Source organism: Lactobacillus johnsonii, from assembly GCF_013487865.1.
In the GTDB taxonomy this organism is placed as follows: Bacteria; Bacillota; Bacilli; order Lactobacillales; family Lactobacillaceae; genus Lactobacillus; species Lactobacillus johnsonii_A.
The window spans coordinates 1,511,437-1,535,060 of the sequence record NZ_CP047409.1 but is presented as its reverse complement, the minus strand read 5'-3'; the positions used below and the strand labels follow the sequence as shown (position 1 = coordinate 1,535,060).

Here is a 23,624-nt window from a genome sequence, read left to right as displayed (position 1 = left end):
AAATATTTTGAAATATGATAAAAGGATTGATTAGACTTTTGCAGTAAAGTAAAAGATCTAATCAATCCTTTTTAGTTAAGATTAAGATCAATAATAAACGAGTTCAAATCTCCACGGTAAGTAGCAATTGAGTATTCTATTTTTTGATCCTTTTTTGTAGATCCATAACTATGAAAGTAAAAAACAGGATCATTTTCTTTAATTTTTAAAATTTTAGATATAGTTAAAGAAGCTGGTTTAACTTCTAATTTTCTTGTGACATGGGTGACAGGTAAATTTCTTTTCCTAAGTTCATCGTATAAGGATGCTTGTGAAAAATCTATTTTATCTAGGCCTGGAACAAGCGTAGCAGGGATATAAGTGGTAACTTCAACAATTGGAGCCGTATCTACATATCTTAGTCTAACTAATTTAAAGACTGAATCAGAAGGAGATAGGTTTAAAGCACTTTGTATTTCTGAAGTAGAATCAATTTTCTCAAGAGAAATCACTTTAGTTCTCGCTTTTAATCCTTTATCGTCCATTTCTTGATTATAGCTTTGGATTACATGAGTAAATTCTTGTGCAATCTTGTTTCTTTTAACAATAGTACCTAATCGTTTGCGTTGCTCTAAGAATCCCTGCTGAACCAGATTGTGAATCGCATGGTTAATTGTAGGACGACTTGTATTGAATTCGGCAGCTAGTTCAATTTCTTTCGGTAATAAACTATTAAGAGGATAGGTTTGATCTATAATTCTTTGTTTTAAAATAGTCTCAATTTTTTTATATTTTGATTCAGTCATTTATCTACTAATCTCAATTGTAGTTACGTTATCATCTTGCATCCGCTGTTTAAGAGCTTCAATTATTTTAACACCAGCACTACAGCCAATACGGTCTGCACCGGCTCTTACCATTGCTAAGAAATCGTCACTGTTTCTAATGCCCCCAGCTGCTTTGACCTTTACGGCATCCCCAACGATTGACTTCATCAATTTTACATCTTCAACCTTTGCTCCTGATGGACCAAATCCTGTAGAAGTTTTAATAAAATCAGGTTTAATTTCTTTCGCAATTTCTGCCAATTTTTTGATTTCTTCTTTGGTTAGGTAACAATTTTCAAAAATCACTTTACATGGCACATGATATTTGTGACAAATATCAACCATTTGCTTCATTTCCTCTTTAATATAAGTATAATTTTTATTTTTTAATTCAGTAATATTAATTACATAGTCAATTTCATTAGCGCCATTTTTAATAGCATCTTCAGTATCAAAAACTTTTGATTCAATAGTTTGTTGGCCTAATGGAAAAGCAATTGCTGCTCCGGTGTCAATATCAGTATTCTTAAGTTGTTCTGAACAAAACTTAGATTGAACCTGATTGATAGCTACCATTTTAAAATGGTATTTCTTTGCTTCATCACATAGTTTCTTCATGTCTTCATTAGAAGCATCAGCGTGTAAATTAGTATGGTCAATTAATCGAGCGAAATCATCAATAGTGTATTTCATTTTTTATCCTTCTTTCAAATATGTAATTACATATTACAAATATATAGTAGATCTATGAAAGCGTTTTGTCAATTTTGAGATGATAATAAAAAGCAGAGAGGATCATCTCTGCCTTTTATTAATAAGTATTTTTGTTGATCTGATGCTGAATACTAAATAATTGAAGATTCAATTGATTATTTTTTAGTGCATTTTGAATGAGATAATTTAATTCATCCTCTTTATGACTATAATTTCTAAATTTAGGTGTAGTTGCAACATCTTTTAGAATTGAATCAAGCATATTAGGAGTAAGCTGATTTTGCTGTTCTCCTTTAAAAATTTTTTTAGTATAACGACTCTTAATAACCCGTGGTAAGACAGAAGATCCCATTCTACTTCTTAACACTTCTTGTTGTATTTCTTTGTCAGTGCACATAAGTTTAATAAATTTCCAGGAAAGAGTAAGGTGTGCTGTTTGGGCAGAAATTCTCAAACAAACTGTTGATGCAGGGGTCGCCTTAACATTCTTGATAGCCGGCATTTGAAATACTTTCCATTTAAAACTAGATGTATGAGCAACATGATAGGGATAGGAAGTATAGGTACGATATTTAGCTAAGGGGAGCGGCATAAAAGCTACTCTCCCTTGATCAAATTGATTTGAACTGACGTATTGATAACCATTTTCATTAGTTAAGTCTTCAATTAATGAGAAACCTGTGCGTGCCTTATTGGAAGTAAGATTGATAGAGGAATTTTCAAAAACAGAATTACCATAGGCTAGTTGTGCATCTTGCCAAGTGTAATCTGAAGTAATACCCGCATAATTATTATTTATATTAATTGTACGACAGATATTTTTGAATTCATTAGGGGAAAAATGCTGGTTTAAATTAGTGAAGCCATTTTTAGCTAACAAATCATTGTTAGCAATCATTAAGGTAGGGTTAGTTTCATATGGAAGACCATATTGAACGTTATGATATTGTCCGGCTTTGAACACACTACTATAGAAAGTTGAATGAGAAATTTGGTCGTCCTTTAATGGATTATTTAATGATTTTAAAGTACCGTTACTGGCTAATAAATTGAAAATATCTTCTGGCAACATAATTACATCTGGCGTATTACCTTTAACAATTTTTTCGGTTAACCAATTATTATAGTCACTTTTTCTAATTCCAGCAGTATATTGAACATCCACATTAGGATATTTCTTTTTAAATTTCTTAATTGCTAATTTTGTTACACGGTCCGCATCTCCATTAGGTACATTCCAACTACTATCTGTGTAAACCCCAATTGTTAACACAGGTTTACTGTATTTAGCTTTAAAAAAAAGAAATAAGCCCAATAATAAAGTTATAAAAAGTATAGTGCAGGCGATTATTTTGCTATTTTTTGTCGATATTTTCACTAGTAACACCTGTTTGAACAGCCCAAATTGCTAATTGAGTTCTATCACGTAAATCTAATTTCTCTAAAATCTTAGAGATATAATTTCTAACAGTTCCTTCAGATAGAAAAAGTTTAGTAGCAATTTCTTTATTGGATAGCCCTAGACCAACTTGTTGAATTACGCACCATTCACTTCTAGAAAAGTCTTTTGTTTCTTTGTCACTTACTGAAATTGTGTAATTTGATTGGGCCATTTTCGAAAATAATCTGAAGACTTTTTCTGTAATATCAGGATTGATCATTGCTCCGCCTTGTGCAACTGTACGAATCGCTGTAAATAAGTCAGCAGGAGAACCACCTTTTAATAAATATCCCGAAGCACCATATTTTAAAGCACTAAAAATAAAATCGTCATCATCAAATGTGGTTAAAATTATCACCTTAATATTAGGATATTTTTCTTTAACGTATTTTGTACAAACTGTTCCATCCATTACAGGCATTCTAACATCCATTAAAATAACGTCTGGCTTATTTTTTTCAATACTACTTAAGACCTCTTTACCGTTAGCAACTGTGTCAGTTACAGAAAAATCATCATTGCTTTCTAAAATTATTTTTATTGAATCTCTAATTAATTGTTGATCATCGGCAATTAGTATTTTTATCATTTTAAACACCTACCTTAGGAAATTTTACAACTGTAGTAAAACCTTTTTCACCATCAAGCTCAACTGTTCCATTAATAATTGTGAGCCGTTCTGTCATTTGCGTAATGCCATAACCTGGTTTAATATGTGCTTCACTTTTACCGTTATTGTGGATAGAGAGAACATAGGAAGAATCCGTGCTGGTACATTTGATCCAGATTCTTGTTGCATGACCATGACGCAGGGAATTAGTGACTGTTTCTTCAATTACACGAAAAATAATATTTTCAGTAGTTTTTTGAAAGTTTGCATCTCCCCATCCATAATTGAAATCAATCTTTATATGAGAAATATCGCTGTATTCCTTTAACATTTTGCTTAATGCAGAGTCTAAAGTATAACTTTTTAAGGCATCAGGACGCATTTGATTCAGAACTTGTCTTACTTCTTTTATGCCTTGTTTAACTGCAGTGGATATTTTTTGCAGTTGGTTTTTTGCTGCTTCTGGATTAATGTCAATTAAAACCATTACAGCATCAATTCCAGCTGCTACACCAGTCAAAGTGTGGCCAACTGTATCGTGAATATCACGAGCAATTCTTTTTCTTTCATGATCTTGAGCAATTTTTTCCGATATTGCTGTATAACTTTTAAGCTCATCATTAGCTTTTTGCATACTATGCAGTTTTGATTGAACGGTATGAGTTCGATTTAAAATATAAATTACGTAACCTAGGCAAATGCAGATAAAGGTAATTAGGTTTAATGAGACAAGAAAATTATTGAAGAAAACTAGAAGCGAGCGAGATTGAGTAGGAAGAAAATCAAGATAGGTGTTTAGACTAGGCATCTTAAAGAAAACACCCAAAAGAGAATAATTTGAAAATGAAAATAATAGTAAGAAGATAGTTCCTGAGATGCCCCAAAACCAATAGCTTTGAATAGTTGGTAAGTTTCGATAAGTTAATAATAGGTCAATGAAAATTAATAAGAAGATCCCATTATAATTCATTCTAACTGCAAAAAAGATTACGAAAGCTAATATAAATTCAAGAGCAAGTAACAATAGAGTATTTTGAGTAGAAAAATTGTAATGATAATGGATATACATTACTAGGACTAACAAACCATAGGAAATAATACATTCACTAAATAGTATGAGGGGAGAATCGGGAACTTGAGCTAGTGTAGTTAAGAGTTCTGAACTTAATTGGTGATTAAGGATATACTGGGTTATTAGTAAAAATTGTGCGCCAATAAAAGAAACAATAATAAAATTTAAGGTTATCATGAAGTGACGTATACTTACTAAGTATTTAAATTTCATTATTGCCACCCCGTAATATTAAAATTTTTTATATTTTTAGATGTGATAAGCTCGACAGGCAGAATGATTTCTTTTTTCACTTTGTGATGATTAAGAAGTTTGTAAGCTACATTAACAGCAACCTTGCCGATTTGGAGTGGTGATTGAGCTACTGTAGCCTTAATACTAGGATTTTTATTACTGATCATTTTTTTAATATTTTCTGAACCGTCAATGCTGTAAATAGAAATTTCTTTATTTGAATTGATCGAATTAATAGCTGCTAAAGCCCCAACTGCAGTTTTGTCATTTAAGGACATAATCGTATCAAAATTTTTTCCTTTATTAAGATAACGCTGTACTTTTGGATAGCTATTTTCTGATTGTCCGGTAGTATTTATTTTATCGATAATTTGAAAGTTTGAATGACTTTTAAGTGTATCCTCAAAGCCCTTAATTCGTTCTACAACAGAAATTGCAGTTGGTTGTTGTAAGACCAAAATATTTGCGCTTTTTTGTTTTGACATTAATTCTTTTGCACAAAGTACCCCAGCTTGGTAGTTGTTGGATCGAATAGTACAATCTACATAATTATTTAAATTTTTGAGTTGGCTATCAACTACAATAATTTTAATCCCCCTTTGATGTGCTTTTTTTAATGCTCTAATTAGCCTCGGAGAGTTACCATCGACTGGATTAATAAAAATAACTTTGACTCCATTTTTAATAAAATTTTCTATTTCTGTAATTTGATTATTAACACTTAGTTCTGGATTTCGACTATAGAGAAGATCGTTATGATCATCTACTTCATTAGCAATTGGTTCATTCAAGGTTTGATAAAAATCGTTATTTATTGTCATATAAGTACTGCCAAATTTAATTGGTTTATGACTAAATGGTTGTGCATAGAAGAGATAGATAATTATCCCAATTACAAATATTGGAAAAATGATTCTGCTTATTATAAATATTTTCCTCATAATTAACCCTTTATTAACTACTTTATAAAACAAATCATGTTATGGATATTTTATAAAAAATTAAAAAATAAGTTAAGCAGTAAAAATGTGACAAATGTCATATTCATTACGTAGTAAACGATTACATTTGACACTTATGTACACGCTTTCATAATGATAAATTATAACTGTAATTAAGAGAAGGGGTGTAAAAGTGAAAAATCTAATTTTAGTTTCTCACGGTAAATTTGCTGAAGGTCTTAAAACTTCATTAGATATGTTTGCTGGGGATGCAATTAAAAGAGTTCATACATTGTGCCTATACAATGGTGAATCAGCAGATGATTTTAAGAAAAAAGTTAATGATTTCTTCGAGGAACATAATTTTAGTTCTGAAGATGAATTTGTGATTTTAGCTGACATAATCGGTGGAAGTCCCCTGACAACATTTTTAAGTGTTTTTTCTGAAAGAGGATTAATGAATAAAGGTGTTGTTCTAGGTGGAATGAACTTTACTATGGCTTTAACTGCAACGGTTTCTTTAGACACGATGAGTAAAGAAGATATTGCTAAGAATGCTTTAGATGAAGCCAGACAAGCATTGAAACAATATGAAGTTACGCCAGAAAATAGCACAGATGATGATGACGATATTTAGGAGGAAATAAAAATGACTGTATCACTTGTTAGAATTGATGACCGCATGATTCATGGCTTAATTACTACTCGTTGGTCAAAGGAAGTTCCATGTGATGGAATTATCGCCGTAAATGATAAAGCTCATGATAATCCAATTTTAAAAGAAGCTTATAAGTCAGCAGCTGAAGGTCAAGGTAAAAAATGCTTTGTTTGGACAATGAACCACTTTAAGAAAGTTCAAGATAAAGTTTTAGCTTCAAATACACGCTACTTTTTAATCACTAAAAATCCACTTGATATGAAAACTATTTTAGTTGACTGGGGATTTAAACCAAGTGATGTAAATGAAGTTATCGTTGGACCAGGTAATGACCGTCCAGGTGCTATTAAGTTAGGTGATAACCAATCATTTACTCAAGAAGAAGGAGATGCCTTTGAAGCAATGGCTGATAAAGGTTATAAGATTCACTTTGCACTTCTTCCTGATAAGCAAATTGGTTACTGGGACAAATTTAAAGGCAAGTTTGGTTATTAAAATATAAGTCATAAGTATAGGTAAAGAGGTAGAGAAAATGACTATAAGTTGGTTACAAGCCTGTATATTTGGTCTGTTAGCATGTTTATGTTCAAACTCTTGTATGGCTGGTCAAGCTATCGGTAACTACATGATTGGTCGTCCATTAGTCGGAGGATTAATCTGTGGAATCGTAATGGGAAACGTTCCATTAGGAATTGCTTGTGGTGTTGCTACACAGCTTGTTTATATTGCTTTGGTAACACCAGGTGGTACTGTTTCAGCTGATGTTCGTGCAATTTCTTATATTGGTATTCCTTTAGCAATGGTTGCTATTAGTTCTAGAGGATTGAGCCCATTTAGCAGTCAAGCAGCTAATATGGCTAAATCATTAGGTACTTTGGTTGGTACTATTGGTTCAGTGTTGTTTTACTCCGTTGCATTCCTTAACTTGGTTTGGCAATCAATGGGTTGGAAAGACATTGAAAACAACAAACTAGATAGATTATATGCAGTTAACTTTGGCTGGCCATGGATTTCACACTTGATTTTCTCATTCTTGCCAACTGTTTTAATGACTCACTTTGGAGCACAAGGTGTTACTGCTTTACGTAACGCCCTTCCTATGGATGGTATTCCAATGAAGACCCTGTTTACTGTCGGTGCTATGCTTCCATGTGTTGGTATTGCTATTTTACTTCGTCAGATTGTTAATAAGTCAGTAGACTTTATTCCATTCTTGGTTGGTTTTACATTAGCTGCTTCATTAAAGCTAAACTTAGTATCAATTACTGTAATTTCATTACTATTTGCCGTAATTATGTACGAAATTGAAATGAGCAAAGGAAAAGCTGCTCCTACTACTAGTGCAAATACGACTGTAGATGATGACGATGAGGAAGACGAGGATATTTAACAATGGATGAGAAAAAGATTAGTCACAAAACATTAAATAAATCCTTTAACTTATGGTTCTGGGGTGCTTTAACCTGTTTCTCACAGGAACAAATGCAAACATTTGGATATTTAGCTTCTATGTTACCAATTATTAAAGAACTATATCCAGATAAAAAACAACAACAAGAAAATATTCATGCATATACAGCTTTCTTCAACACTAACCCTATGTTAGGTTCAGTTATTATTGGTACGACTGCTAGTTTGGAAGAAGCTCGTGCAAACGACAAGGGAATTGACGGTGAAACTATCAATGACATGCGTGCTGGGTTAATGGGACCTATCGCTGGTATTGGTGACTCGTTAATTGATGGTACTTTAATTCCAATTCTTTTAGGGATTGCTTTAGGGATGTCAAGAAATGGTTCACCAGTTGGTGCGATTTTCTATATTATAGCTTGGAGTTTAATCGCTTACTTTGGTCAACGTTTCTTATACTTCCGTGGCTATAAACTAGGTGATAAAGCGGTTGATATTTTAGTTGGTACTCAAGGTAAAGCAATTCGTAAAGCTATTTCAATTGTTGGTGGAATGGTAGTTGGTGGTGTTCTTGCAAGTTGGGTAAGTGTTACAACATCATTGAAATTACGTGACTCAAGTGGTCGTGTATTCATGGACTTGCAAAAGCAGCTGGATAATATTTATCCTGGTTTGCTTACCGTTATTGTTACTTTCTTATGCTGGTGGTTAATGGCTAAGAAACACGTTTCAGCTATTTGGACTATGATTATTTTAATCGGAGTTGCCCTCCTAGGTGTATTGGTTGGCTTCTTCAACCCAGGTTTATCATACTAAGTAGAATCTTGGAGGAGATCTTATAATGACAATTGAAGAGTTAAGAAAAGGCTATGTTAACGAAGTTAATTACCAAAAAAAGATGTTAAAAAATCTAAAAACTTGGTTTAATTTATTTTTTATGATTAGTGCAATTGGTGTTGTATTAATTTATTACTTTCACGCTCAAACTCTTTGGTTGTTTATTATAGGAATAGTGCTATTTATTTTAGGATCTTTAGGCATGTCGATCTTTGGCTATGGACAATGGAAAGGTTGACAAAATTTAAATTTGTTGATAGATGATTATCAACAAAAAGTAACTATTTTCACGAAAAAAGTAGAATCTAAGTAAAGATATTCCCCTATAATTATTAATTATTTTTTACTTAAGCATTCATCATAGGAATCACATTATAGCAGAGATGTGATTCCTTTTTTCTTTATAGTGGTAAAGAATTAATCTGAGAGCAAACTAAAGCAAAGTAGATAATTAAATCATAGAAGAAAAACTGTTAAAATAGTTAAGAGACTAATTTGACAGTTTTTTTATCTAAGGAGAAAAATATGGCACAAAAGAAATTACTTTTAATTGACGGCAACTCTGTGGCCTTTCGTGCCTTTTATGCTTTATACCGTCAGCTTGATCGTTTTACTAGTCCAGATGGTTTGCATACAAATGCAATTTTTACTTTTAAAAATATGCTTGATGCAATCATGAAGCAGATTAATCCAACTAATGTATTAGTTGCTTTTGATGCAGGAAAAGTTACTTTTAGGACTGAGATGTATCAGGACTATAAGGGTGGTCGCCAAAAAACACCGAGTGAATTATCAGAGCAACTTCCTGTAATTCGTGAAATGCTTAAAGACTTAGGAACAAAGAGTTATGAGCTAAAGAATTATGAAGCTGATGATATTATTGGAACACTTTCTAAGATGGGAGAAGATGCGGGCTATACAGTTGATATTGTGACTGGAGATAGAGATTTAACTCAGCTTGCATCTGATAAAACCACAGTTTTAATTACTAAAAATGGAGTTGGCGATACAGAAGCATATACTCCAGATCATATGAAAGAAGTTAATGGGGTTACCCCAACTGAATTCATTGATATGAAAGCCTTGATGGGGGATAATTCAGATAATTATCCTGGTGTGACTAAGGTTGGTCCCAAAACTGCATCCCGGCTAATTCAAAAATATGGTTCTATTGAAGAACTTTATGAACATGTAGACGAAATGAAAAAGTCTAAGCTAAAAGAGAATCTAATTAATGATAAAGATAAGGCCTTTTTAGCTAAAAAGTTAGCCACGATTGATCGTGATTCGCCAGTCGAAGTAACTCTAGCCGACACTAAATTACAAGAACCAAATATTGAAGACTTGCGTAATTTATATGAACGTTTAGGATTTAAGAAATTCTTAGCAGAATTAGGTAGCACGGGTACGACGAGTAGCGAACAAGAGATTGAAAAATATGAATATCTTGAATTAACTAAAGAAAATATCGTTGAACTAGATAAAATCAGTGAAAAAGAAGTAACTTTTTATTTAGCAATGCTAGGTGATAATTATCATCTAGCTCCAATTGAAGGCTTTTCTCTAAAAGTTGGTAATAAGATTTATGTATCTAAAGATCCAGTTTTACTACAAGAAAATCCACTTCGTAAAATGCTAGAAGATAAGACCATCAAGAAGAATGTTTTTGATATTAAAAGAACTTATGTTGGTTTACATCGACTAGATATCAAGGCAGAAGGTTTAGACTATGATATGCTTCTTGCTTCATATTTAGTTAATAATGAAAATAATTCGAATGATCTTGGGGAAGTAGCTCATTTATATGACGATTATTCTGTAAAGACTGATTTAGAAGTTTACGGGAAAGGTAAAAAACAAGCTGTACCTGACGATAATGAATTCTTTGAACATTTAGCAGCTAAAGTTGCTGTAATTGAAAAATTAAAGACTCCACTTCTTGAAAAACTAAAAGATCATGAACAAGATGATTTATATGAAACAATTGAAATTCCAGTGGCTCTTGTCTTAGCAAAGATGGAAATTACTGGTATCAAGGTTGAAGCATCGGTTTTGAATCAATTAGGTAATGATTTTGCAGTTAAATTACAAGAACTAGAACATAAGATTTATCAACAAGCTGGCGAAGAATTTAACTTGAATTCACCTAAGCAGTTGGGACATATTCTATTTGAAAAATTAGGTTTACCACCAATTAAGAAGACAAAGACTGGTTACTCAACATCTGTTGAAGTGTTAGAACAGTTAAAAATGAAAAGCCCGATTGTTTCAGAAATTTTGGACTATCGCCAAATCGCTAAAATTCAAAATACTTATGTTAAGGGCTTGCTTGAATGTATTCAGCCTGATGGAAGAATTCATACTCGTTATTTACAGACTTTGACAGCTACCGGTCGTCTTTCTTCAGTTGATCCTAATTTACAAAATATTCCAACTAGAACTGATGAAGGAAAGCAGATTAGAAAAGCTTTTGTTCCTTCGACAAAAGATGGTTATATTTTCTCTTGTGATTATTCTCAGGTTGAGCTAAGAGTATTAGCTCATGTTTCTGGGGATGAACATATGCAAGAAGCATTTAAGTCAGGCTATGATATTCATGCCCACACTGCAATGAAGATTTTTCACTTGGACTCACCTGATGAAGTAACGCCATTAATGCGTAGACATGCTAAAGCTGTTAACTTTGGTATCGTTTATGGTATTTCAGACTATGGTTTGTCTAAAAACTTAGGGATTAGCCGCAAGCAAGCTAAAACTTTTATTGAAAATTATTTTGAACAATATCCTCAAATTAAAAATTATATGGATGAAGCAATTAAAAAGGCCCGTGAGAATGGCTATGCAGAAACAATTATGCATAGAAGACGGTATTTACCAGATATTCATTCAAAGAATTTCAATGTTAGAAGTTTTGCGGAAAGAACTGCAATTAATTCTCCAATTCAAGGCTCAGCAGCTGATATTATTAAGATTGCCATGATTAATATGCAGAAAAAACTTGATGAACTACATTTAAAGACTAAAATGGTCTTACAAGTACACGATGAATTGATTTTTGATGTACCAAAAGATGAATTAGATACAATTAAGAAAATTGTTCCAGAAGTTATGCAGTCAGCTGTCAAATTAGATGTTCCACTAATTGCTGATTCGAACTGGGGACATAATTGGTACGATGCAAAATAAATAGTAAGTGGGTGAGACGATGCCAGAAATGCCAGAGGTAGAGACGGTTAGGAGAACATTAACTCCTCTAGTTAAAGGGAAGATAATTGCTAAAATTATTGTTTGGTATCCAAAAATTATAGTTAATGATCCAGACGAGTTCGTTGAAAAATTAACAAATAAAAAAATTTTAAAAATTGATCGTTACGGTAAGTACTTACTCTTTAGGTTTAATGATGACTTAACTATGGTTTCCCATTTGCGAATGGAAGGAAAATATCATTTAGTAACTCCTGATCAGCCTAAAGGAAAGCACGAGCATGTGGAATTTGTCTTTACTGATGGAACTGCTCTGCGCTATGCTGATGTACGTAAATTCGGAAGAATGCATCTAGTAGAAACCGGCACAGAAAAGCAGACGACTGGAATTCGGAACCTTGGCCCTGAACCAAATACCAAAGAGTTTAGTGGAGAATACTTTATTAATGCTCTAAGTCGAAAGAAGAAAAATATTAAGAATACTCTTTTAGATCAAACCGTAGTTTGCGGCTTAGGAAATATTTATGTTGATGAAGTGTTGTGGCAGAGTAAAATTCATCCCTTAAGTAGTGCTAAGTCAATTCCTGCTGACAAGATAGTAGATTTATATCACAATATAAATCATACGATTACTGTTGCAACTAAGGAACGTGGTACTACTGTACAAACTTATTTGGATGCTAATGGTGATATAGGTGGCTATCAAAATATGCTCCAGGTTTACGGTCATGCGGGTGAAGAATGTAATAATTGCGGTACTATTCTAGAGAAAATTAAAGTAAATGGACGCGGTACAACGTTTTGTCCGCATTGTCAGGTGCTATACAAATGACATATTTTTTAGGTTTAACTGGTGGAATTGCTAGTGGCAAAAGTACAGCTGATGATTTTTTTAAAAAGAAAAAAATTCCAATTATTGATTCAGACTTGATTGCTCATCAAATAATGGAAATTGGGCAAAATGGTTACAAAGCAGTAGTTGATTATTTTGGTACTGATATTCTTAATGAGGATCAAACAATCAATCGTCGCAAATTAGGTGGAATAGTTTTTAACGATAAGGCTAAGTTGAAAAAACTTAATGAGTTAACACATCCACTTGTCCATCAAGAAATTAAACAACAAATGGCACAATATCGTGCAAATCAAGAAAAATTAGTTGTAATTGATGTGCCTTTATTATTTGAATCTGGCTTTGAAAGTTTATGTAACGGTGTTTTGGTTATTTCTATTTCACCAGAATTACAGATTGAACGTTTAATGAAACGAAATGACTTCACTAAAAAAGAAGCTATAGTTAGAATAAATAATCAAATGCCATTAAGTGAAAAAGAAAAAAGGGCTACCTATGTAGTAGCTAATACTGGTACAATAGGTGACTTAGAGAAAAAATTATCTGATTTATTACAAGAGATAGGCAGGTAAAAAAATGGAATGTCCAAAGTTCCATAAAAATAGCGATTTACTTTATGTAAACCGCTATATATCAACATTCTTGTCTTTATAAATATACTTTCCACAGAAAAAGCACAGAATTAAAAATTTAAAGCGTCAATGGAACGAATTACGTTCTGTTGGCCTTTTTTACTTTCATGAGTATATATGTTCAAAGTCATATCTACAGTTGAGTGACCTAGTATCTTTTGAATATCTTTAGGAGTGTTTCCCATGCCTGGTTGAAGTGTAAGAGTAGCGAAAGTGTGCCTGAACCCATGAACAGTTATTTGTTTTAACTCAGTATTATTTTTATAGATTCTTGCTAACCATGATGCAGGTGTACTTAGGCTGAGATGCTCTCCGTTAGCTTTGCAAAAAATATACTCATATAAATTAGATCTATATTTCAAGAGATCAACTTTTAGGTTTTTAGATAGAGGTACATCACGAGTTGATTCTTTAGTTTTAGGCGATCTAATTAATTCCTTATTATGAAAGCCAACATCGACTGTTTTAGTGATGTGAATAATATTATTTTTAAAATCAATGTCTGACCATTTGAGAGCCAGTGCTTCACCTTTTCTAATACCAGTAGAAACTAAAAGCTTAAAGAATACATAAGCCATCTCACTATCATTCCTAGCAGCTTCTAAAAATTTAGTTACTTCTTCGGTACTACTATAATAATTATTTTTTGTATCTCTTCTTTTCTTGGTAGTCTTTTTCGGTACTAATACTCTACTCATAGGATTGTAGCTAGCGAATCCCATCACAATAGAATATTTGATTAGATTATTAAGTAAGTTAAAGGCAGAACGATATTGGACTAAGGTGGTTGATAAGTGATTAATCCATTTTTGGATTTTTGGTGGTTTAATTTTATCTATATAGCTATTGCCAAAATCTGGTTTAACATGATATTTATACATTTGTTCCATCTTGTGAGCTGTTGCTTCTTTGGCGTGTCTCTTATAGTTATCAAACCATAATTTCCAGACTTCTTCGACAGTGGTTTGTTTAGGCTTGGTGTAGCCTTGTGTGCCCTTAGCACGAAGTTTTTCATACTCTTCGTTGGCCTCAGTGTAAGTTCTAAATCCTTGACGAGTTACCATCACTCTCTTGCCATTATCATCTAGACCTAGGTAAGTTTGAAATTTATATCTCTTTTCACCATTTTTTAAAGTGTAGTCTTTGATATCAGAATTTTTTCTTTTTGGCATAATAAAAAACCTCCTATTGTAGCCTAAATATGAACTCTGCTACAATAAGAGGGCAGAGTTCATATTTTTTATGGCTTTGTTAATCGAATTTATGTTGAGCTATTGGCGTAGCTCATTTCTTCCCACTGATGTTGGCGCATCAGTGGGATTTTTGTTTATTTTTTAATAGTCCGTATCATAACTTGAATCATCATCGTTTGTATCGTAACTAGAATTATTGGAATCTGCGTCTTCATCATCAGAACCCTGTTGTAATAATTGTTTACCTTTTTCAGTGTCCGTTCCATCAGGATTCATGTAACCTTCACGAATAGCCCAATCGATTTGTCCCTGTACCCAAGGATCAGGATCACCATTTACATTCGCGCCAGCAGCATGATCTTGCCCCGGTAAGAGTGGGGCACCTTTCGGATCGTGTCCGAGTTCTTTGTTAATCTCACCTTGTGATTTAGGCTTAGATTGTTGCTTAGCTGTGTTACTATTTTGAACAGTTGATGAGGAAGATTGTGCAGTAGTCTGCTGGGAAGAAGATTGCTGACTGGAAGAATTAGTCTCAGTGTTTGATTTATTTTCTGTATCAGTCTTTCCAATTAATTTTTCTTTTTCTGCCTTAGATAAAGAATTTAACGGTACTTTACGCAGACTTGAATACTTAATAACAAATGATCCTAGGGTAGACGTTACTTCTTTTACTTTAACAATAACTACATCACCAACTTTTACTTTTGGATTATGTGAACTAACAAAGTTTAAATGCTCGCCAGTTTCTAAATTATATCCAAAAGCACTTTTAGGCTTTAAGTCGTTTACTCTAAAACGAACAGTTTTACCTTCAAGAACTTTTCCTGCATTTAATGCTGCTTCAGCATCTTCGGCTGTAGCATAATCAGGTTTAGGCAATTTTACTATTTTCTTTTTATGTACACTTTTAGATGATTGAACAGTTGAATTTGACTTATTTGAACTTGATGAACAAGCTGTAGTAGACATTCCCATTGCTACTAGTAAGCTTGCTGTGATAACATACTTCTTTTTCATTTATTTTCCTATACTTGCTTTTACTTTATTCATTTATTTTGATTACTGTATCTCCGACTCTAATGGGATCTTTGGAAGGTGATGGTAGACCACCTGTAATTTCCTTGGGATCAACATTTAAATCGGATTGAATAGTAGTACTCGGCATTTTGAATGTTCCTGTCAATTGATCGAACACGCTATATGTTTCAGAAGGAGCTTCAGCAATACTCATTTTAGGAAAGACTCTTGAGACTATTACCTTACCTTTAGAAATATTCAAATAGCCAAGATTTTCGCCACTTTCAGGATCTACAACAGGTTCATCACCTATTTTATCAATAATTTCTAGTTGTTGACCTTCTTTGATACCGTCCTTAGATCCGGCATTAACGACTATTTGTTTTGTACTAATTATCTTCACTACTTTCAAAGTCTATTGTTTCCTTTCTTCTTTCAGATTCAATAAATGCCATTCGTTTATCCTCGGAAGACAATCGCTTCCAACACTCTTCAAAGAAAATATTTTTTTGTTTAATATATGCTTTTAATTTTTTCTTATCGCCTAAGTCTATTTGATGTTGTTTAGCTAATCCATTATTGTTTACGATTAATTTGTTAAGCTTTATAGCCAGTAAGAAGCAATTGGTTATGAGGCCTAGGAGATATATAATAATAATTAAAGATACATATATCCAAAAAATACGTTGTTTCCAAAGTGTATTGATACTGTTTGTTAGTGTAATTATTATTTGAACAAATGTAATAATGATTCCTATAAAAGCCAGCGGATATTTAATGACGGGAGGCCAAAGAACTTGTTTAATGAGGTTTTGCAATCGAATAATATCACCAAGTTTCTAAATAAATTAACTTATTGGCAATCAATAAATCTTTATATTACTTTGCTTCAAGCAAGATCAGATATTTCATATGATGATGCAAAAGCAGAAGCAATTGTAAAATGGAATAATCCAGATGAGCTGAGATATTTACTTGAAGAATCTCTCAATAGCCCATCTCCTAAACGTAAAAGTCACTAAATTAAGTGGCTTTTTTATTTTCCAAATCAATCTCTTGTATTAAATATATTTAAGTGTGGCTAGTTAGAGGATAATTTCTTTATCAATTTGATTGTTTCTAGTAAGATTGATTGAATTAATATTTTTCACTAGAGAAGTTTTAAATTGATTTTCTAACTCTCTATCTTGTGGCCATTTTCTTAAATTTTTCATGTTGTCAATCACATATTCTGTTGTTTGATCACTTAAGCCAAATTCAGTAGCTATTTCATATGGATATAAAATATTGTCACTAATTTTTTCTATCGTGGCCACTATTAATGGAATTGGAGCTAATAAACGTTTAGCAAAATAATTAGCTTCTTTTTCCATTACATCGTATTCTTCATCATTTAAGTTTCTATGAGCAGATAAACAATTATCACTATTTTCAACGTGATTTAAAAAATAATGTCCTAATTCATGTGCTTGTGTAAATCTAATCCTATTTTGACTAAAAACATTTTCGTTATAAAGTAACACATATTTGTTTTGAGCAGGTTTAAAAATGAGATCACCATCTGTGGTATCCAATGAATCACTAATTTCTTGGATTGAATAGTTAGTCTCTTTAGAAATATCACCAAAAGTTTTTATGGTCATGTTAGAAATTAAAGTGGCAATTTCTAAGGGATCTATAGGTAATTTTGAATAATTAACTGCTTTTAATAAATCAGTTGCTTTTTGTTGAGCAAGTGCATAATCCGGTATTTTTTCCATATGTTATTTATCTCCAAAAGCTGCCTTCATAATATTTAAAAGTTTTTTTTGATCTTGATTGGTCATCTTTTTCGCTTTTCTTTGTATTGCACGGTATTCTGGCGTCTCGGAGTCTTCAACAGTTGTCAAATCTTCTACATCCACATTTAATGCAATAGCTACTTTATTTAAAGAAGACATAGAGGGTTTATGATTTTGCCATCTGTATATTGAATTTTCACCAATCCCAGCTTTTTTAGCGACTTCTTTCAGCGACATGCCACGATCTTGTGCTATTTCTTGTATATTTTGATAAATACTCATTTTTATCTCTTTCTAAAAAAAATATCAAAAATGATTGTATTTATGCTTTACAACTACCAAAAATGGTAGTAGTATATAAATTGTCCTAACGGAGGACAACACATAAAAACAACATTCAACTATTATTTGTGCAACTATAGATAGGTTATTGAAATACTTCGAAAACTATCAATAACACTCATTTCTTATGCTTAAATAGTATCACTTTTGATAGTTGAATGCAATGAGAACTATCAAGAAGGTGGAAATATGTCAGATAAACTTGTTAGAACGATTGAACAACTTGGACAGCTCCAGGGAAAATCGCTAAAAGAAATTGGTGAAGAATCGGGAGTTGGCGCTAATGCAATCTATCGTTGGAATAGAGTTGAGCCTAAAATTTCAACTTTGAAGAAAGTAGCAGATTATTTAGGTATCGACTATAAAGTATTACTTCCGTAAGAAGAAAGAAGTCTAAAAAATCAATTTATCAAATTGAACATGACTTGCAACTTTCAAATAGAATTATTAGCAAGTGGAATAAAAGTATCCCACGCGCTGATGTCTTGCAAGATGTGGCTGATTATTTAGGAGTTACGCCACAATATTTATTCAAGTTAGCTAGAAAGGAAAAGTAAGTAAATGGAAGCTTTAAAAGTTATTGGTCAAGAAAAGATCGGAAAATTCAAATTCACTGGAATTGAAGGTGGATTCGGTGAAGGCAAGAAAGCAATGCTTGTTAGAGATATTGCACTAATTCATGGAAAACAATTGCGTCAAATTAACGAAGCAATCACTAACAATATTAAACGGTTTAAAGAGGGAATCGATATTATTGATCTTCTAAATCGATCTGATCGATTTAGAAATTTTGCAAAAGAAAATGGATTAATTGGTAGTAACAGAACACAGCATGTTTACCTATTATCTGAACGTGGGTATGCCAAACTATTGAAAATTATGGATGATGATAAGGCCTGGGATATTTACGACGAACTAGTAGATAACTACTTCAACATGAGAATAGCCATTAAGAAAAATCAGCCAGCTCTTGTTAGTCAGGAACGCCTGAAAATCATGAAAGATAATTCAGCTACTCGTAAAGCTAATATGCTCTATAAAATTGCAATGGCAACTGAATCGAACAGTTCAAAACAAGCCTTACTAGCGAAAGCAGCAGAAACGATTACGGGAGAAATGACTATTCCTGTTATGAAAATTAAATATTACAGTGCAGGAGAAGTTGGAAAGAAGTTAGGAATTAGTGCCCAAAAGGTAGGGCGAATGGCTAATAAATTAGGTCTAAAAGCTAATCAGCCAGGGCAAAACAAATACGGTCGCTGGGCTAATAGTAAGTCTCAATATTCTGATAAAGAAGTTCCACAATGGCTTTATACCGATGCGGGGATGAAAGCAGTTAAGAAAGAAGTGGAGAAATAATTATGAATTACGAAAATGTTAAAGATGCACTCAAAGAATTAATTACTTTAAATGATCCTAATACAACATTTGGCAAGGTTTCGACAATTATTGATTCAGGTGTGAAAACTGGCGAAAGAAAATTTGAGTTGAAAGATCTTCAAGAATCTAACTATGAGCTTTTAGCTAATATTTGTGACCTCTTGGGAATGAGCGAGATTTATTTAAACGATTAGAAAGAAAAAGTACATGAAACATTTCACTTGGATTTTAATAGCAGATATTATAGCTGTTTTATTAGACAGATTGATTTTAAAACGAATAGCAGGGGAAGCCCTAGGTTTCCCTTACTACATTTATATCGGATTTGTAACTCTAATCTTTTATATATTGTTTGTTTAGCAAACGTAAAATTTCAGAGTTAACTTTTTTAGATTGAGCGTGAAGATCATTGAAATTTGGGTCATGTTTATCTAATTCCTCAATGACGCTAAGGATAATTTTTTGATCATTTGTTTGGAGATAAGGCAGAAGCATAAGTCCAAGATTAACAGCTTCACGTCGTTTAACGAACCTATCTTTTATAGTGGCTGAATTTGAGTATAGAACGACACATTCATTAATTGCAGATACGAAATCTAATAAAGCATGTACATATTGTTCTCTGTCTTGTTTTTTTATCTTACTATCTCTTTCACGTTTATTGTCATCCCTAATAGATTGTTTTAAATCAAATTCTCTTTTATTTAAACGATAATCAAAAAAGCTTTTAATAATTTGAACTAGTACAGGGGAAACAATAGCGGCAATAGCAATGACAGTAGTGATATTTGTTGAATTCAATTTCATAATTAGACCTTTTGATTATTTAAATATATGTAATTTTATCAAATAAGGAGATATCGGTGAACGAAGAGCAAAAGAAAAAGCAGCTCATTTTTATGGAAGCTGCCAATAAGTACTTTAATCTAATGAATTTGGTTGTATGTAGTAATTGCCACAATGTTGTTCATAATGGCAATTACTGTGAACAATGTGGAAACAAATTAATTTCTACCTTTCGGAACTATGTGTAAAATTGCTGACGCTTTGGGTGTCAGCTTGGATGAATTGAGAGGTGATAAAGATGAAACTAACGATAGAAGGTAAATCAGAAGAGATCCAACAAATTCTAAGTTTTATGCATCTTAAACAAGTAGATTATTTCAGCATTAAAGAGACTAATGAATTTAGGAATGCTGATGTATTGGATAAAAAATGGAGTGATTGATATGAATTTAATTAATTCAGCAGCTCTCCGTTCAATGATTCGTGAGGAAATACCTGATGTTAGTGATAATTTTCTTTCAAAAAAGGATGCTAAATCTTTAATTAAAAAATATGCATCACAAGGGTATTTCAATGTAGGGGATGCTGCTAACTATTGCGGAGTTAGCCGAAGTACATTTGATAAATGGCGGAAAGACGGAATAATTACACCCCGCATTGTTTGCGGAGTAGTTAGATATGCAAGAGCAGATTTAGATAGGATGATGAGCAACGATGAGATGGTTTAACAGAGTAGTAAATAATTGGTTTCACGTTGATTTGAATTGCCGGGAAACAGATTTCTTAGCATTAGGCGGATTTATCGGAATATTTATTACCTTTATATTCACAATATTTACTGCAGTTTTTCCAAATATTTAAGGGGGGGTGAATGTAATGAATTTAGAAACACGATTAATTAGTAGCAGCAATGCTTTTTTCACAAAAGAAACAAAGCAGCAAATCATTGAAGACGAGTATCAACGTCAGTTTAGAACAGATTTAATGTTAACAAAAAAGCCGCTAACTGCGCCAACAGCTAACGACTAGAAAAATATATAGAACCAAAGGAATTATAACATGAATAAGATTAACAAAGCCAAACAAGAATTAATTACGTTTGAAAATAATGATTTTTCTTTAGAATATCAACCAGCAAAAATTAATTTTCAAAATATGAATAAACTAAAAAAATTAGTAGAAGAAAAGGCAGAAGGTTGGAATAACTACGTTGTTACTCCTGAATCTTATGAAGCAGATAAAAAGACTAGAGCTGAACTTAACCGATTAAAAAAGCTATTAGATGATGAAAGAAAAAGAACTGTAAAAGTTATTGCCAATCAAGTAATTGAATTTGATAAGAATATGAAAGTTCTAGCGACCATTCCCAAAGATGCTGCCGATCATATTGGTAAGGGGATCAAAGATATTGATAATCAGGCTAGAAAAGATAAGCATCAGATTAATCTTCAAAAACTAGGTGAATTAGCTATTTCATATGATTTACCATTACAATCTATTGACTATCAAGACAATTGGGATAATAAGTCTATCTCTTGGCCAAAAATAGAAAAAGATGCAAGAGAACGCTTTGAAATTGCTCTTCAGCAAAGAAAAAATAAACAAGAGATTATTAAGATGATTATTGAAAAGGCTAAATCTTTTACTGCTCCAGTTGTTAACCCTAATCCTTATATTGAATTATTAAAGATTAAAGATGCTACAGAAGTTATCAATCAAATGGAAAAGGATCATGCATACTCTGTTCAGTTAACTGCTGAACACTCATTAAATGGCTCTAAAAATAGTACTTATACCATTTTGGAAGATGGCACAGCTGTTGATGAAAAGACAGGTGAATTAGTAAGTAATTTAACCAGTGTTGGTCTTAAATTTACCGATAAGACTTCTAAGATTGCAGAATTATCGAAGTATATCAAACAAAAGCAAATTAACTATGAAGTAATTGAAGAAGAAAGGACAAGTAAGTAATGGAGTTACTTAATGAACCTAAAAATCCAATTGCTTCTCCTCAGTCAGTTGGATTAATGAATATTCAAACAATTGTAGGGATGGATGCTAAGCAATCCTTGGATGCAAAGCTATCACTTCTTAAAAGTTTTGTTCAAGTCAAGCAAGCACTTGAACAACCTTCAAAAAGTAAAGATGGATATGGATATAAATATGCTGACTTGAATGCAGTCTTAACTGCGATTCAAAAAGCCATTGGAGGATTAGATTTAGCATACATTCAACAACCAGTTAATGAAATTGCAAAGACTGGTGTAGAAAATTATATTTTTAATAGCAAGGGAGCAGTTATCGACTTTGGTAGTTATTTATTAGATATAACGAAACCACAAGCTCAACAATATGGATCAGCATTAACCTATTGTAGAAGGTACTCAATTAGCAGCATTTTTGGAATAGCCTCTGAAGAGGACACGGATGCTAAAGAATTGCCGCAATATATGAGTCCAACAGAGATTGAAAAATTAACTCTTTCTTACAAAGGAAAGCAAGTTGCTTTATCTAAACTATTCTCTCTAGGACTAGCAGGTGATCTAGCAGCAAAAGGTAAATTACTAGATCGAGACAATAACAACGTAACTAAATTAGCCGTTAATAGTATGACAGATATGTGGGATTTCGCCAGCGAGATATCAGCGATGAAGAGTGAAGCCAATGATAAGGTTAAAGCTAAAAAAGATAAGGAGAAAAAGGAAAAACAAGCTGCAGTCAATAAAGTTCAGCAATCTCAAAAAGATCCTTTCGCTGATAAGAAGGTAGAGACTGCTGTTCCAAAAGAAGGAAAGTTATTTTAGGTGGTGAATTAATTGGCACAACGTAGAATGTTCTCACAGCGTATTGTTGAAAGTGCAAGATTTCTTAAAATGCCTCCATCAACTCAATGTCTCTACTTTCATTTAGGGATACATGCTGACGATGATGGAGTTGTTGAAGGCTATAACGTAATGAAACAAACAGGCTCTACTGAAGATGATTTAAAAATTCTGGCAGCTAAAGGGCTTATAACAGTTTTAAATGCTGATCTTGTTACTTATATAAATGATTGGAAAGAAAACAATCGCATTCGTTCCGATAGAAAAGTTGATTCGATATATCGAGACTTACTTGTCAAAATGTTGCCAGACATTGAAATTCAGCAAGCCAAAGCAAGAGCAGATACTGGAAAAAAGACTGGCATTAAAGGAGTTGAAAATAATGGACGTCCAGTGGACAACCAATGGACGTCAAATGGACCGCATAGGTTAGGTAAGGATAGGTTAGGTAAGGATAGTATAAATAATATAGTCGATTCTTCCGAATCTCCGACACAAATTTATGAGTCAGAATTTGAGCAATTATGGTCAATGTATCCTAAGAAACAAGGTAAAAAGGCCGCTCTTAGACACTATAAGACGTGGAGAAAGCGTAGCAAAGATAATACATTTGAAGTGATGAAAGAAAAACTAGAGCACTATCTTAAGTTTCTTAAAATTAAACAAACACCGCTAGAATACACACTTAATGGTTCTACTTGGTTTAATGGTCGATTTGATGATGAACTTGATATGACGCCATCTAAACCACGCTATATGCAACAAGCTAAGACTATCCGTAAGGCTACTGATTGGAGTAAGGTTCAGCAACAGATTAGGCAACAGAATCCAGTGTCACATATAAGTCGAGAAGAACGTAACGCAATTTTTAGAGAGTACGGAAGGTAACCA

General features: G+C 32.7%; 30 protein-coding genes and 1 pseudogene. 19 read left to right on the top strand and 12 right to left on the bottom strand.

Going from position 1 to position 23,624, the window contains the following annotated elements; translation table 11 throughout:
• Nucleotides 1-71: 71 nt before the first annotated feature.
• The 6 genes from GTO82_RS07400 to GTO82_RS07375 all read right to left on the bottom strand — a co-directional run bounded on the left by GTO82_RS07400 (nucleotide 72) and on the right by GTO82_RS07375 (nucleotide 5,698).
• Entirely contained in the window at nucleotides 72-785 is a 714-nt protein-coding gene (locus tag GTO82_RS07400) for a GntR family transcriptional regulator (protein ID WP_180873070.1), read from the bottom strand.
• Nucleotides 786-1,499 (bottom strand): deoxyribose-phosphate aldolase, encoded by a 714-nt coding sequence (deoC, locus tag GTO82_RS07395; RefSeq protein ID WP_180873069.1) that lies wholly within the window; start codon nucleotides 1,497-1,499, stop codon nucleotides 786-788.
• Nucleotides 1,500-1,617: 118 nt separating this feature from the next.
• Complete coding sequence (locus GTO82_RS07390) at nucleotides 1,618-2,793, bottom strand: ABC transporter substrate-binding protein (protein WP_260983142.1); 1,176 nt, start codon at nucleotides 2,791-2,793, stop codon at nucleotides 1,618-1,620.
• Nucleotides 2,794-2,875: 82 nt separating this feature from the next.
• Nucleotides 2,876-3,550: a response regulator transcription factor gene (locus GTO82_RS07385; protein ID WP_180873068.1), complete on the bottom strand. Its 675-nt coding sequence runs from the start codon at nucleotides 3,548-3,550 to the stop codon at nucleotides 2,876-2,878.
• Between the two features lies 1 nt (nucleotide 3,551).
• Nucleotides 3,552-4,856 carry a sensor histidine kinase gene (locus GTO82_RS07380; protein WP_180873067.1) on the bottom strand — a complete coding sequence of 435 codons (1,305 nt, stop codon included), beginning with the start codon at nucleotides 4,854-4,856 and terminating at the stop codon, nucleotides 3,552-3,554.
• Nucleotides 4,856-5,698 carry a substrate-binding domain-containing protein gene (locus tag GTO82_RS07375; RefSeq protein ID WP_260983141.1) on the bottom strand — a complete coding sequence of 281 codons (843 nt, stop codon included), beginning with the start codon at nucleotides 5,696-5,698 and terminating at the stop codon, nucleotides 4,856-4,858. Before GTO82_RS07375 ends, GTO82_RS07380 begins: the two co-directional genes overlap by 1 nt.
• 313 nt (nucleotides 5,699-6,011) lie before the next feature.
• Between GTO82_RS07375 and GTO82_RS07370 the strand changes: the two genes are divergently transcribed.
• The 8 genes and pseudogenes from GTO82_RS07370 to coaE all read left to right on the top strand — a co-directional run bounded on the left by GTO82_RS07370 (nucleotide 6,012) and on the right by coaE (nucleotide 13,352).
• Nucleotides 6,012-6,455 carry a PTS sugar transporter subunit IIA gene (locus GTO82_RS07370; protein WP_180873065.1) on the top strand — a complete coding sequence of 148 codons (444 nt, stop codon included), beginning with the start codon at nucleotides 6,012-6,014 and terminating at the stop codon, nucleotides 6,453-6,455.
• Nucleotides 6,456-6,467: 12 nt separating this feature from the next.
• A complete protein-coding gene (locus GTO82_RS07365; protein WP_180873064.1) occupies nucleotides 6,468-6,971 on the top strand; it encodes a PTS sugar transporter subunit IIB in 504 nt (167 codons plus the stop codon).
• Between the two features lie 37 nt (nucleotides 6,972-7,008).
• The gene (locus GTO82_RS07360) at nucleotides 7,009-7,866 is read left to right on the top strand and encodes a PTS mannose/fructose/sorbose/N-acetylgalactosamine transporter subunit IIC (RefSeq protein WP_011162343.1); all 858 of its coding nucleotides are present in this window, start codon (nucleotides 7,009-7,011) and stop codon (nucleotides 7,864-7,866) included.
• Nucleotides 7,867-7,868: 2 nt separating this feature from the next.
• The gene (locus tag GTO82_RS07355; protein ID WP_180873063.1) at nucleotides 7,869-8,702 is read left to right on the top strand and encodes a PTS system mannose/fructose/sorbose family transporter subunit IID; all 834 of its coding nucleotides are present in this window, start codon (nucleotides 7,869-7,871) and stop codon (nucleotides 8,700-8,702) included.
• A 25-nt stretch (nucleotides 8,703-8,727) separates the two neighbouring features.
• A pseudogene (locus tag GTO82_RS07350) lies at nucleotides 8,728-9,036 on the top strand (DUF202 domain-containing protein).
• A gap of 212 nt (nucleotides 9,037-9,248) precedes the next feature.
• Nucleotides 9,249-11,909, top strand: coding sequence for a DNA polymerase I (polA, locus tag GTO82_RS07345; protein WP_180873062.1), 2,661 nt, complete (start codon nucleotides 9,249-9,251; stop codon nucleotides 11,907-11,909).
• A gap of 19 nt (nucleotides 11,910-11,928) precedes the next feature.
• On the top strand, nucleotides 11,929-12,759 hold the full coding sequence (gene mutM / locus GTO82_RS07340; RefSeq protein WP_180873061.1) for a DNA-formamidopyrimidine glycosylase: 831 nt from the start codon (nucleotides 11,929-11,931) through the stop codon (nucleotides 12,757-12,759).
• A complete protein-coding gene (gene coaE, locus GTO82_RS07335; RefSeq protein ID WP_180873060.1) occupies nucleotides 12,756-13,352 on the top strand; it encodes a dephospho-CoA kinase in 597 nt (198 codons plus the stop codon). The genes mutM and coaE overlap by 4 nt, the downstream gene beginning before the upstream one ends.
• Before the next feature lie 110 nt (nucleotides 13,353-13,462).
• Here the strand turns inward: coaE and GTO82_RS07330 are convergent, their stop codons facing one another.
• The 3 genes from GTO82_RS07330 to GTO82_RS07320 all read right to left on the bottom strand — a co-directional run bounded on the left by GTO82_RS07330 (nucleotide 13,463) and on the right by GTO82_RS07320 (nucleotide 16,034).
• Nucleotides 13,463-14,584 carry a tyrosine-type recombinase/integrase gene (locus GTO82_RS07330; protein ID WP_180873059.1) on the bottom strand — a complete coding sequence of 374 codons (1,122 nt, stop codon included), beginning with the start codon at nucleotides 14,582-14,584 and terminating at the stop codon, nucleotides 13,463-13,465.
• Nucleotides 14,585-14,746: 162 nt separating this feature from the next.
• On the bottom strand, nucleotides 14,747-15,622 hold the full coding sequence (locus GTO82_RS07325) for a hypothetical protein (protein WP_180873058.1): 876 nt from the start codon (nucleotides 15,620-15,622) through the stop codon (nucleotides 14,747-14,749).
• A gap of 25 nt (nucleotides 15,623-15,647) precedes the next feature.
• Nucleotides 15,648-16,034, bottom strand: a complete 387-nt coding sequence (locus GTO82_RS07320; protein WP_180873057.1) for a hypothetical protein — start codon at nucleotides 16,032-16,034, stop codon at nucleotides 15,648-15,650.
• A 385-nt stretch (nucleotides 16,035-16,419) separates the two neighbouring features.
• Between GTO82_RS07320 and GTO82_RS07315 the strand changes: the two genes are divergently transcribed.
• Nucleotides 16,420-16,644 (top strand): hypothetical protein, encoded by a 225-nt coding sequence (locus tag GTO82_RS07315; RefSeq protein ID WP_180873056.1) that lies wholly within the window; start codon nucleotides 16,420-16,422, stop codon nucleotides 16,642-16,644.
• Nucleotides 16,645-16,707: 63 nt separating this feature from the next.
• Here the strand turns inward: GTO82_RS07315 and GTO82_RS07310 are convergent, their stop codons facing one another.
• Together GTO82_RS07310 and GTO82_RS07305 are read right to left on the bottom strand one after the other, a co-directional pair.
• Nucleotides 16,708-17,382 (bottom strand): ImmA/IrrE family metallo-endopeptidase, encoded by a 675-nt coding sequence (locus tag GTO82_RS07310; RefSeq protein ID WP_180873055.1) that lies wholly within the window; start codon nucleotides 17,380-17,382, stop codon nucleotides 16,708-16,710.
• A gap of 3 nt (nucleotides 17,383-17,385) precedes the next feature.
• Nucleotides 17,386-17,685 carry a helix-turn-helix domain-containing protein gene (locus tag GTO82_RS07305; RefSeq protein ID WP_180873054.1) on the bottom strand — a complete coding sequence of 100 codons (300 nt, stop codon included), beginning with the start codon at nucleotides 17,683-17,685 and terminating at the stop codon, nucleotides 17,386-17,388.
• Between the two features lie 249 nt (nucleotides 17,686-17,934).
• On the opposite strand from GTO82_RS07305, the gene GTO82_RS07300 reads away from it, so the two are divergent.
• The 4 genes from GTO82_RS07300 to GTO82_RS07290 are packed head-to-tail and all read left to right on the top strand — an operon-like array spanning nucleotide 17,935 to nucleotide 19,319.
• Nucleotides 17,935-18,126 carry a helix-turn-helix domain-containing protein gene (locus GTO82_RS07300; protein WP_180873053.1) on the top strand — a complete coding sequence of 64 codons (192 nt, stop codon included), beginning with the start codon at nucleotides 17,935-17,937 and terminating at the stop codon, nucleotides 18,124-18,126.
• Complete coding sequence (locus tag GTO82_RS09780) at nucleotides 18,114-18,302, top strand: helix-turn-helix domain-containing protein (protein ID WP_260983198.1); 189 nt, start codon at nucleotides 18,114-18,116, stop codon at nucleotides 18,300-18,302. The genes GTO82_RS07300 and GTO82_RS09780 overlap by 13 nt, the downstream gene beginning before the upstream one ends.
• 4 nt (nucleotides 18,303-18,306) lie before the next feature.
• Complete coding sequence (locus GTO82_RS07295) at nucleotides 18,307-19,104, top strand: ORF6N domain-containing protein (RefSeq protein WP_180873052.1); 798 nt, start codon at nucleotides 18,307-18,309, stop codon at nucleotides 19,102-19,104.
• 2 nt (nucleotides 19,105-19,106) lie between these two features.
• Nucleotides 19,107-19,319 carry a hypothetical protein gene (locus GTO82_RS07290; protein ID WP_180873051.1) on the top strand — a complete coding sequence of 71 codons (213 nt, stop codon included), beginning with the start codon at nucleotides 19,107-19,109 and terminating at the stop codon, nucleotides 19,317-19,319.
• Between the two features lie 139 nt (nucleotides 19,320-19,458).
• Here the strand turns inward: GTO82_RS07290 and GTO82_RS07285 are convergent, their stop codons facing one another.
• A complete protein-coding gene (locus GTO82_RS07285; RefSeq protein WP_180873050.1) occupies nucleotides 19,459-19,932 on the bottom strand; it encodes a hypothetical protein in 474 nt (157 codons plus the stop codon).
• A gap of 277 nt (nucleotides 19,933-20,209) precedes the next feature.
• Between GTO82_RS07285 and GTO82_RS07280 the strand changes: the two genes are divergently transcribed.
• From GTO82_RS07280 to GTO82_RS07255, 6 genes are all read left to right on the top strand, one after another.
• Entirely contained in the window at nucleotides 20,210-20,353 is a 144-nt protein-coding gene (locus GTO82_RS07280; RefSeq protein WP_180873049.1) for a hypothetical protein, read from the top strand.
• Between the two features lies 1 nt (nucleotide 20,354).
• Entirely contained in the window at nucleotides 20,355-20,639 is a 285-nt protein-coding gene (locus tag GTO82_RS07275; RefSeq protein WP_260983140.1) for a helix-turn-helix domain-containing protein, read from the top strand.
• Nucleotides 20,640-20,787: 148 nt separating this feature from the next.
• Nucleotides 20,788-20,940: a hypothetical protein gene (locus GTO82_RS07270; protein ID WP_180873048.1), complete on the top strand. Its 153-nt coding sequence runs from the start codon at nucleotides 20,788-20,790 to the stop codon at nucleotides 20,938-20,940.
• Nucleotides 20,941-20,970: 30 nt separating this feature from the next.
• Complete coding sequence (locus GTO82_RS07265) at nucleotides 20,971-21,882, top strand: DUF1351 domain-containing protein (RefSeq protein WP_180873047.1); 912 nt, start codon at nucleotides 20,971-20,973, stop codon at nucleotides 21,880-21,882.
• Nucleotides 21,882-22,715, top strand: a complete 834-nt coding sequence (locus GTO82_RS07260; RefSeq protein WP_180873046.1) for an ERF family protein — start codon at nucleotides 21,882-21,884, stop codon at nucleotides 22,713-22,715. The genes GTO82_RS07265 and GTO82_RS07260 overlap by 1 nt, the downstream gene beginning before the upstream one ends.
• A 69-nt stretch (nucleotides 22,716-22,784) precedes the next feature.
• Entirely contained in the window at nucleotides 22,785-23,621 is an 837-nt protein-coding gene (locus GTO82_RS07255; RefSeq protein ID WP_260983139.1) for a hypothetical protein, read from the top strand.
• Nucleotides 23,622-23,624: the final 3 nt, after the last annotated feature.

What these genes read in the sequence shown, in the direction of transcription:
- GTO82_RS07400 (WP_180873070.1), bottom strand. Translation starts at nt 785, where the DNA reads ATGACTGAATCAAAATATAAAAAAATTGAGACTATTTTAAAACAAAGA.
- deoC (WP_180873069.1), bottom strand. Translation starts at nt 1,499, where the DNA reads ATGAAATACACTATTGATGATTTCGCTCGATTAATTGACCATACTAAT.
- GTO82_RS07385 (WP_180873068.1), bottom strand. Translation starts at nt 3,550, where the DNA reads ATGATAAAAATACTAATTGCCGATGATCAACAATTAATTAGAGATTCA.
- GTO82_RS07380 (WP_180873067.1), bottom strand. Translation starts at nt 4,856, where the DNA reads ATGAAATTTAAATACTTAGTAAGTATACGTCACTTCATGATAACCTTA.
- GTO82_RS07375 (WP_260983141.1), bottom strand. Translation starts at nt 5,698, where the DNA reads ATGACAATAAATAACGATTTTTATCAAACCTTGAATGAACCAATTGCT.
- GTO82_RS07365 (WP_180873064.1), top strand. Translation starts at nt 6,468, where the DNA reads ATGACTGTATCACTTGTTAGAATTGATGACCGCATGATTCATGGCTTA.
- GTO82_RS07360 (WP_011162343.1), top strand. Translation starts at nt 7,009, where the DNA reads ATGACTATAAGTTGGTTACAAGCCTGTATATTTGGTCTGTTAGCATGT.
- GTO82_RS07355 (WP_180873063.1), top strand. Translation starts at nt 7,869, where the DNA reads ATGGATGAGAAAAAGATTAGTCACAAAACATTAAATAAATCCTTTAAC.
- polA (WP_180873062.1), top strand. Translation starts at nt 9,249, where the DNA reads ATGGCACAAAAGAAATTACTTTTAATTGACGGCAACTCTGTGGCCTTT.
- mutM (WP_180873061.1), top strand. Translation starts at nt 11,929, where the DNA reads ATGCCAGAAATGCCAGAGGTAGAGACGGTTAGGAGAACATTAACTCCT.
- coaE (WP_180873060.1), top strand. Translation starts at nt 12,756, where the DNA reads ATGACATATTTTTTAGGTTTAACTGGTGGAATTGCTAGTGGCAAAAGT.
- GTO82_RS07330 (WP_180873059.1), bottom strand. Translation starts at nt 14,584, where the DNA reads ATGCCAAAAAGAAAAAATTCTGATATCAAAGACTACACTTTAAAAAAT.
- GTO82_RS07325 (WP_180873058.1), bottom strand. Translation starts at nt 15,622, where the DNA reads ATGAAAAAGAAGTATGTTATCACAGCAAGCTTACTAGTAGCAATGGGA.
- GTO82_RS07310 (WP_180873055.1), bottom strand. Translation starts at nt 17,382, where the DNA reads ATGGAAAAAATACCGGATTATGCACTTGCTCAACAAAAAGCAACTGAT.
- GTO82_RS07305 (WP_180873054.1), bottom strand. Translation starts at nt 17,685, where the DNA reads ATGAGTATTTATCAAAATATACAAGAAATAGCACAAGATCGTGGCATG.
- GTO82_RS07300 (WP_180873053.1), top strand. Translation starts at nt 17,935, where the DNA reads ATGTCAGATAAACTTGTTAGAACGATTGAACAACTTGGACAGCTCCAG.
- GTO82_RS07295 (WP_180873052.1), top strand. Translation starts at nt 18,307, where the DNA reads ATGGAAGCTTTAAAAGTTATTGGTCAAGAAAAGATCGGAAAATTCAAA.
- GTO82_RS07290 (WP_180873051.1), top strand. Translation starts at nt 19,107, where the DNA reads ATGAATTACGAAAATGTTAAAGATGCACTCAAAGAATTAATTACTTTA.
- GTO82_RS07285 (WP_180873050.1), bottom strand. Translation starts at nt 19,932, where the DNA reads ATGAAATTGAATTCAACAAATATCACTACTGTCATTGCTATTGCCGCT.
- GTO82_RS07280 (WP_180873049.1), top strand. Translation starts at nt 20,210, where the DNA reads ATGAAACTAACGATAGAAGGTAAATCAGAAGAGATCCAACAAATTCTA.
- GTO82_RS07275 (WP_260983140.1), top strand. Translation starts at nt 20,355, where the DNA reads ATGAATTTAATTAATTCAGCAGCTCTCCGTTCAATGATTCGTGAGGAA.
- GTO82_RS07270 (WP_180873048.1), top strand. Translation starts at nt 20,788, where the DNA reads ATGAATTTAGAAACACGATTAATTAGTAGCAGCAATGCTTTTTTCACA.
- GTO82_RS07265 (WP_180873047.1), top strand. Translation starts at nt 20,971, where the DNA reads ATGAATAAGATTAACAAAGCCAAACAAGAATTAATTACGTTTGAAAAT.
- GTO82_RS07260 (WP_180873046.1), top strand. Translation starts at nt 21,882, where the DNA reads ATGGAGTTACTTAATGAACCTAAAAATCCAATTGCTTCTCCTCAGTCA.
- GTO82_RS07255 (WP_260983139.1), top strand. Translation starts at nt 22,785, where the DNA reads ATGCCTCCATCAACTCAATGTCTCTACTTTCATTTAGGGATACATGCT.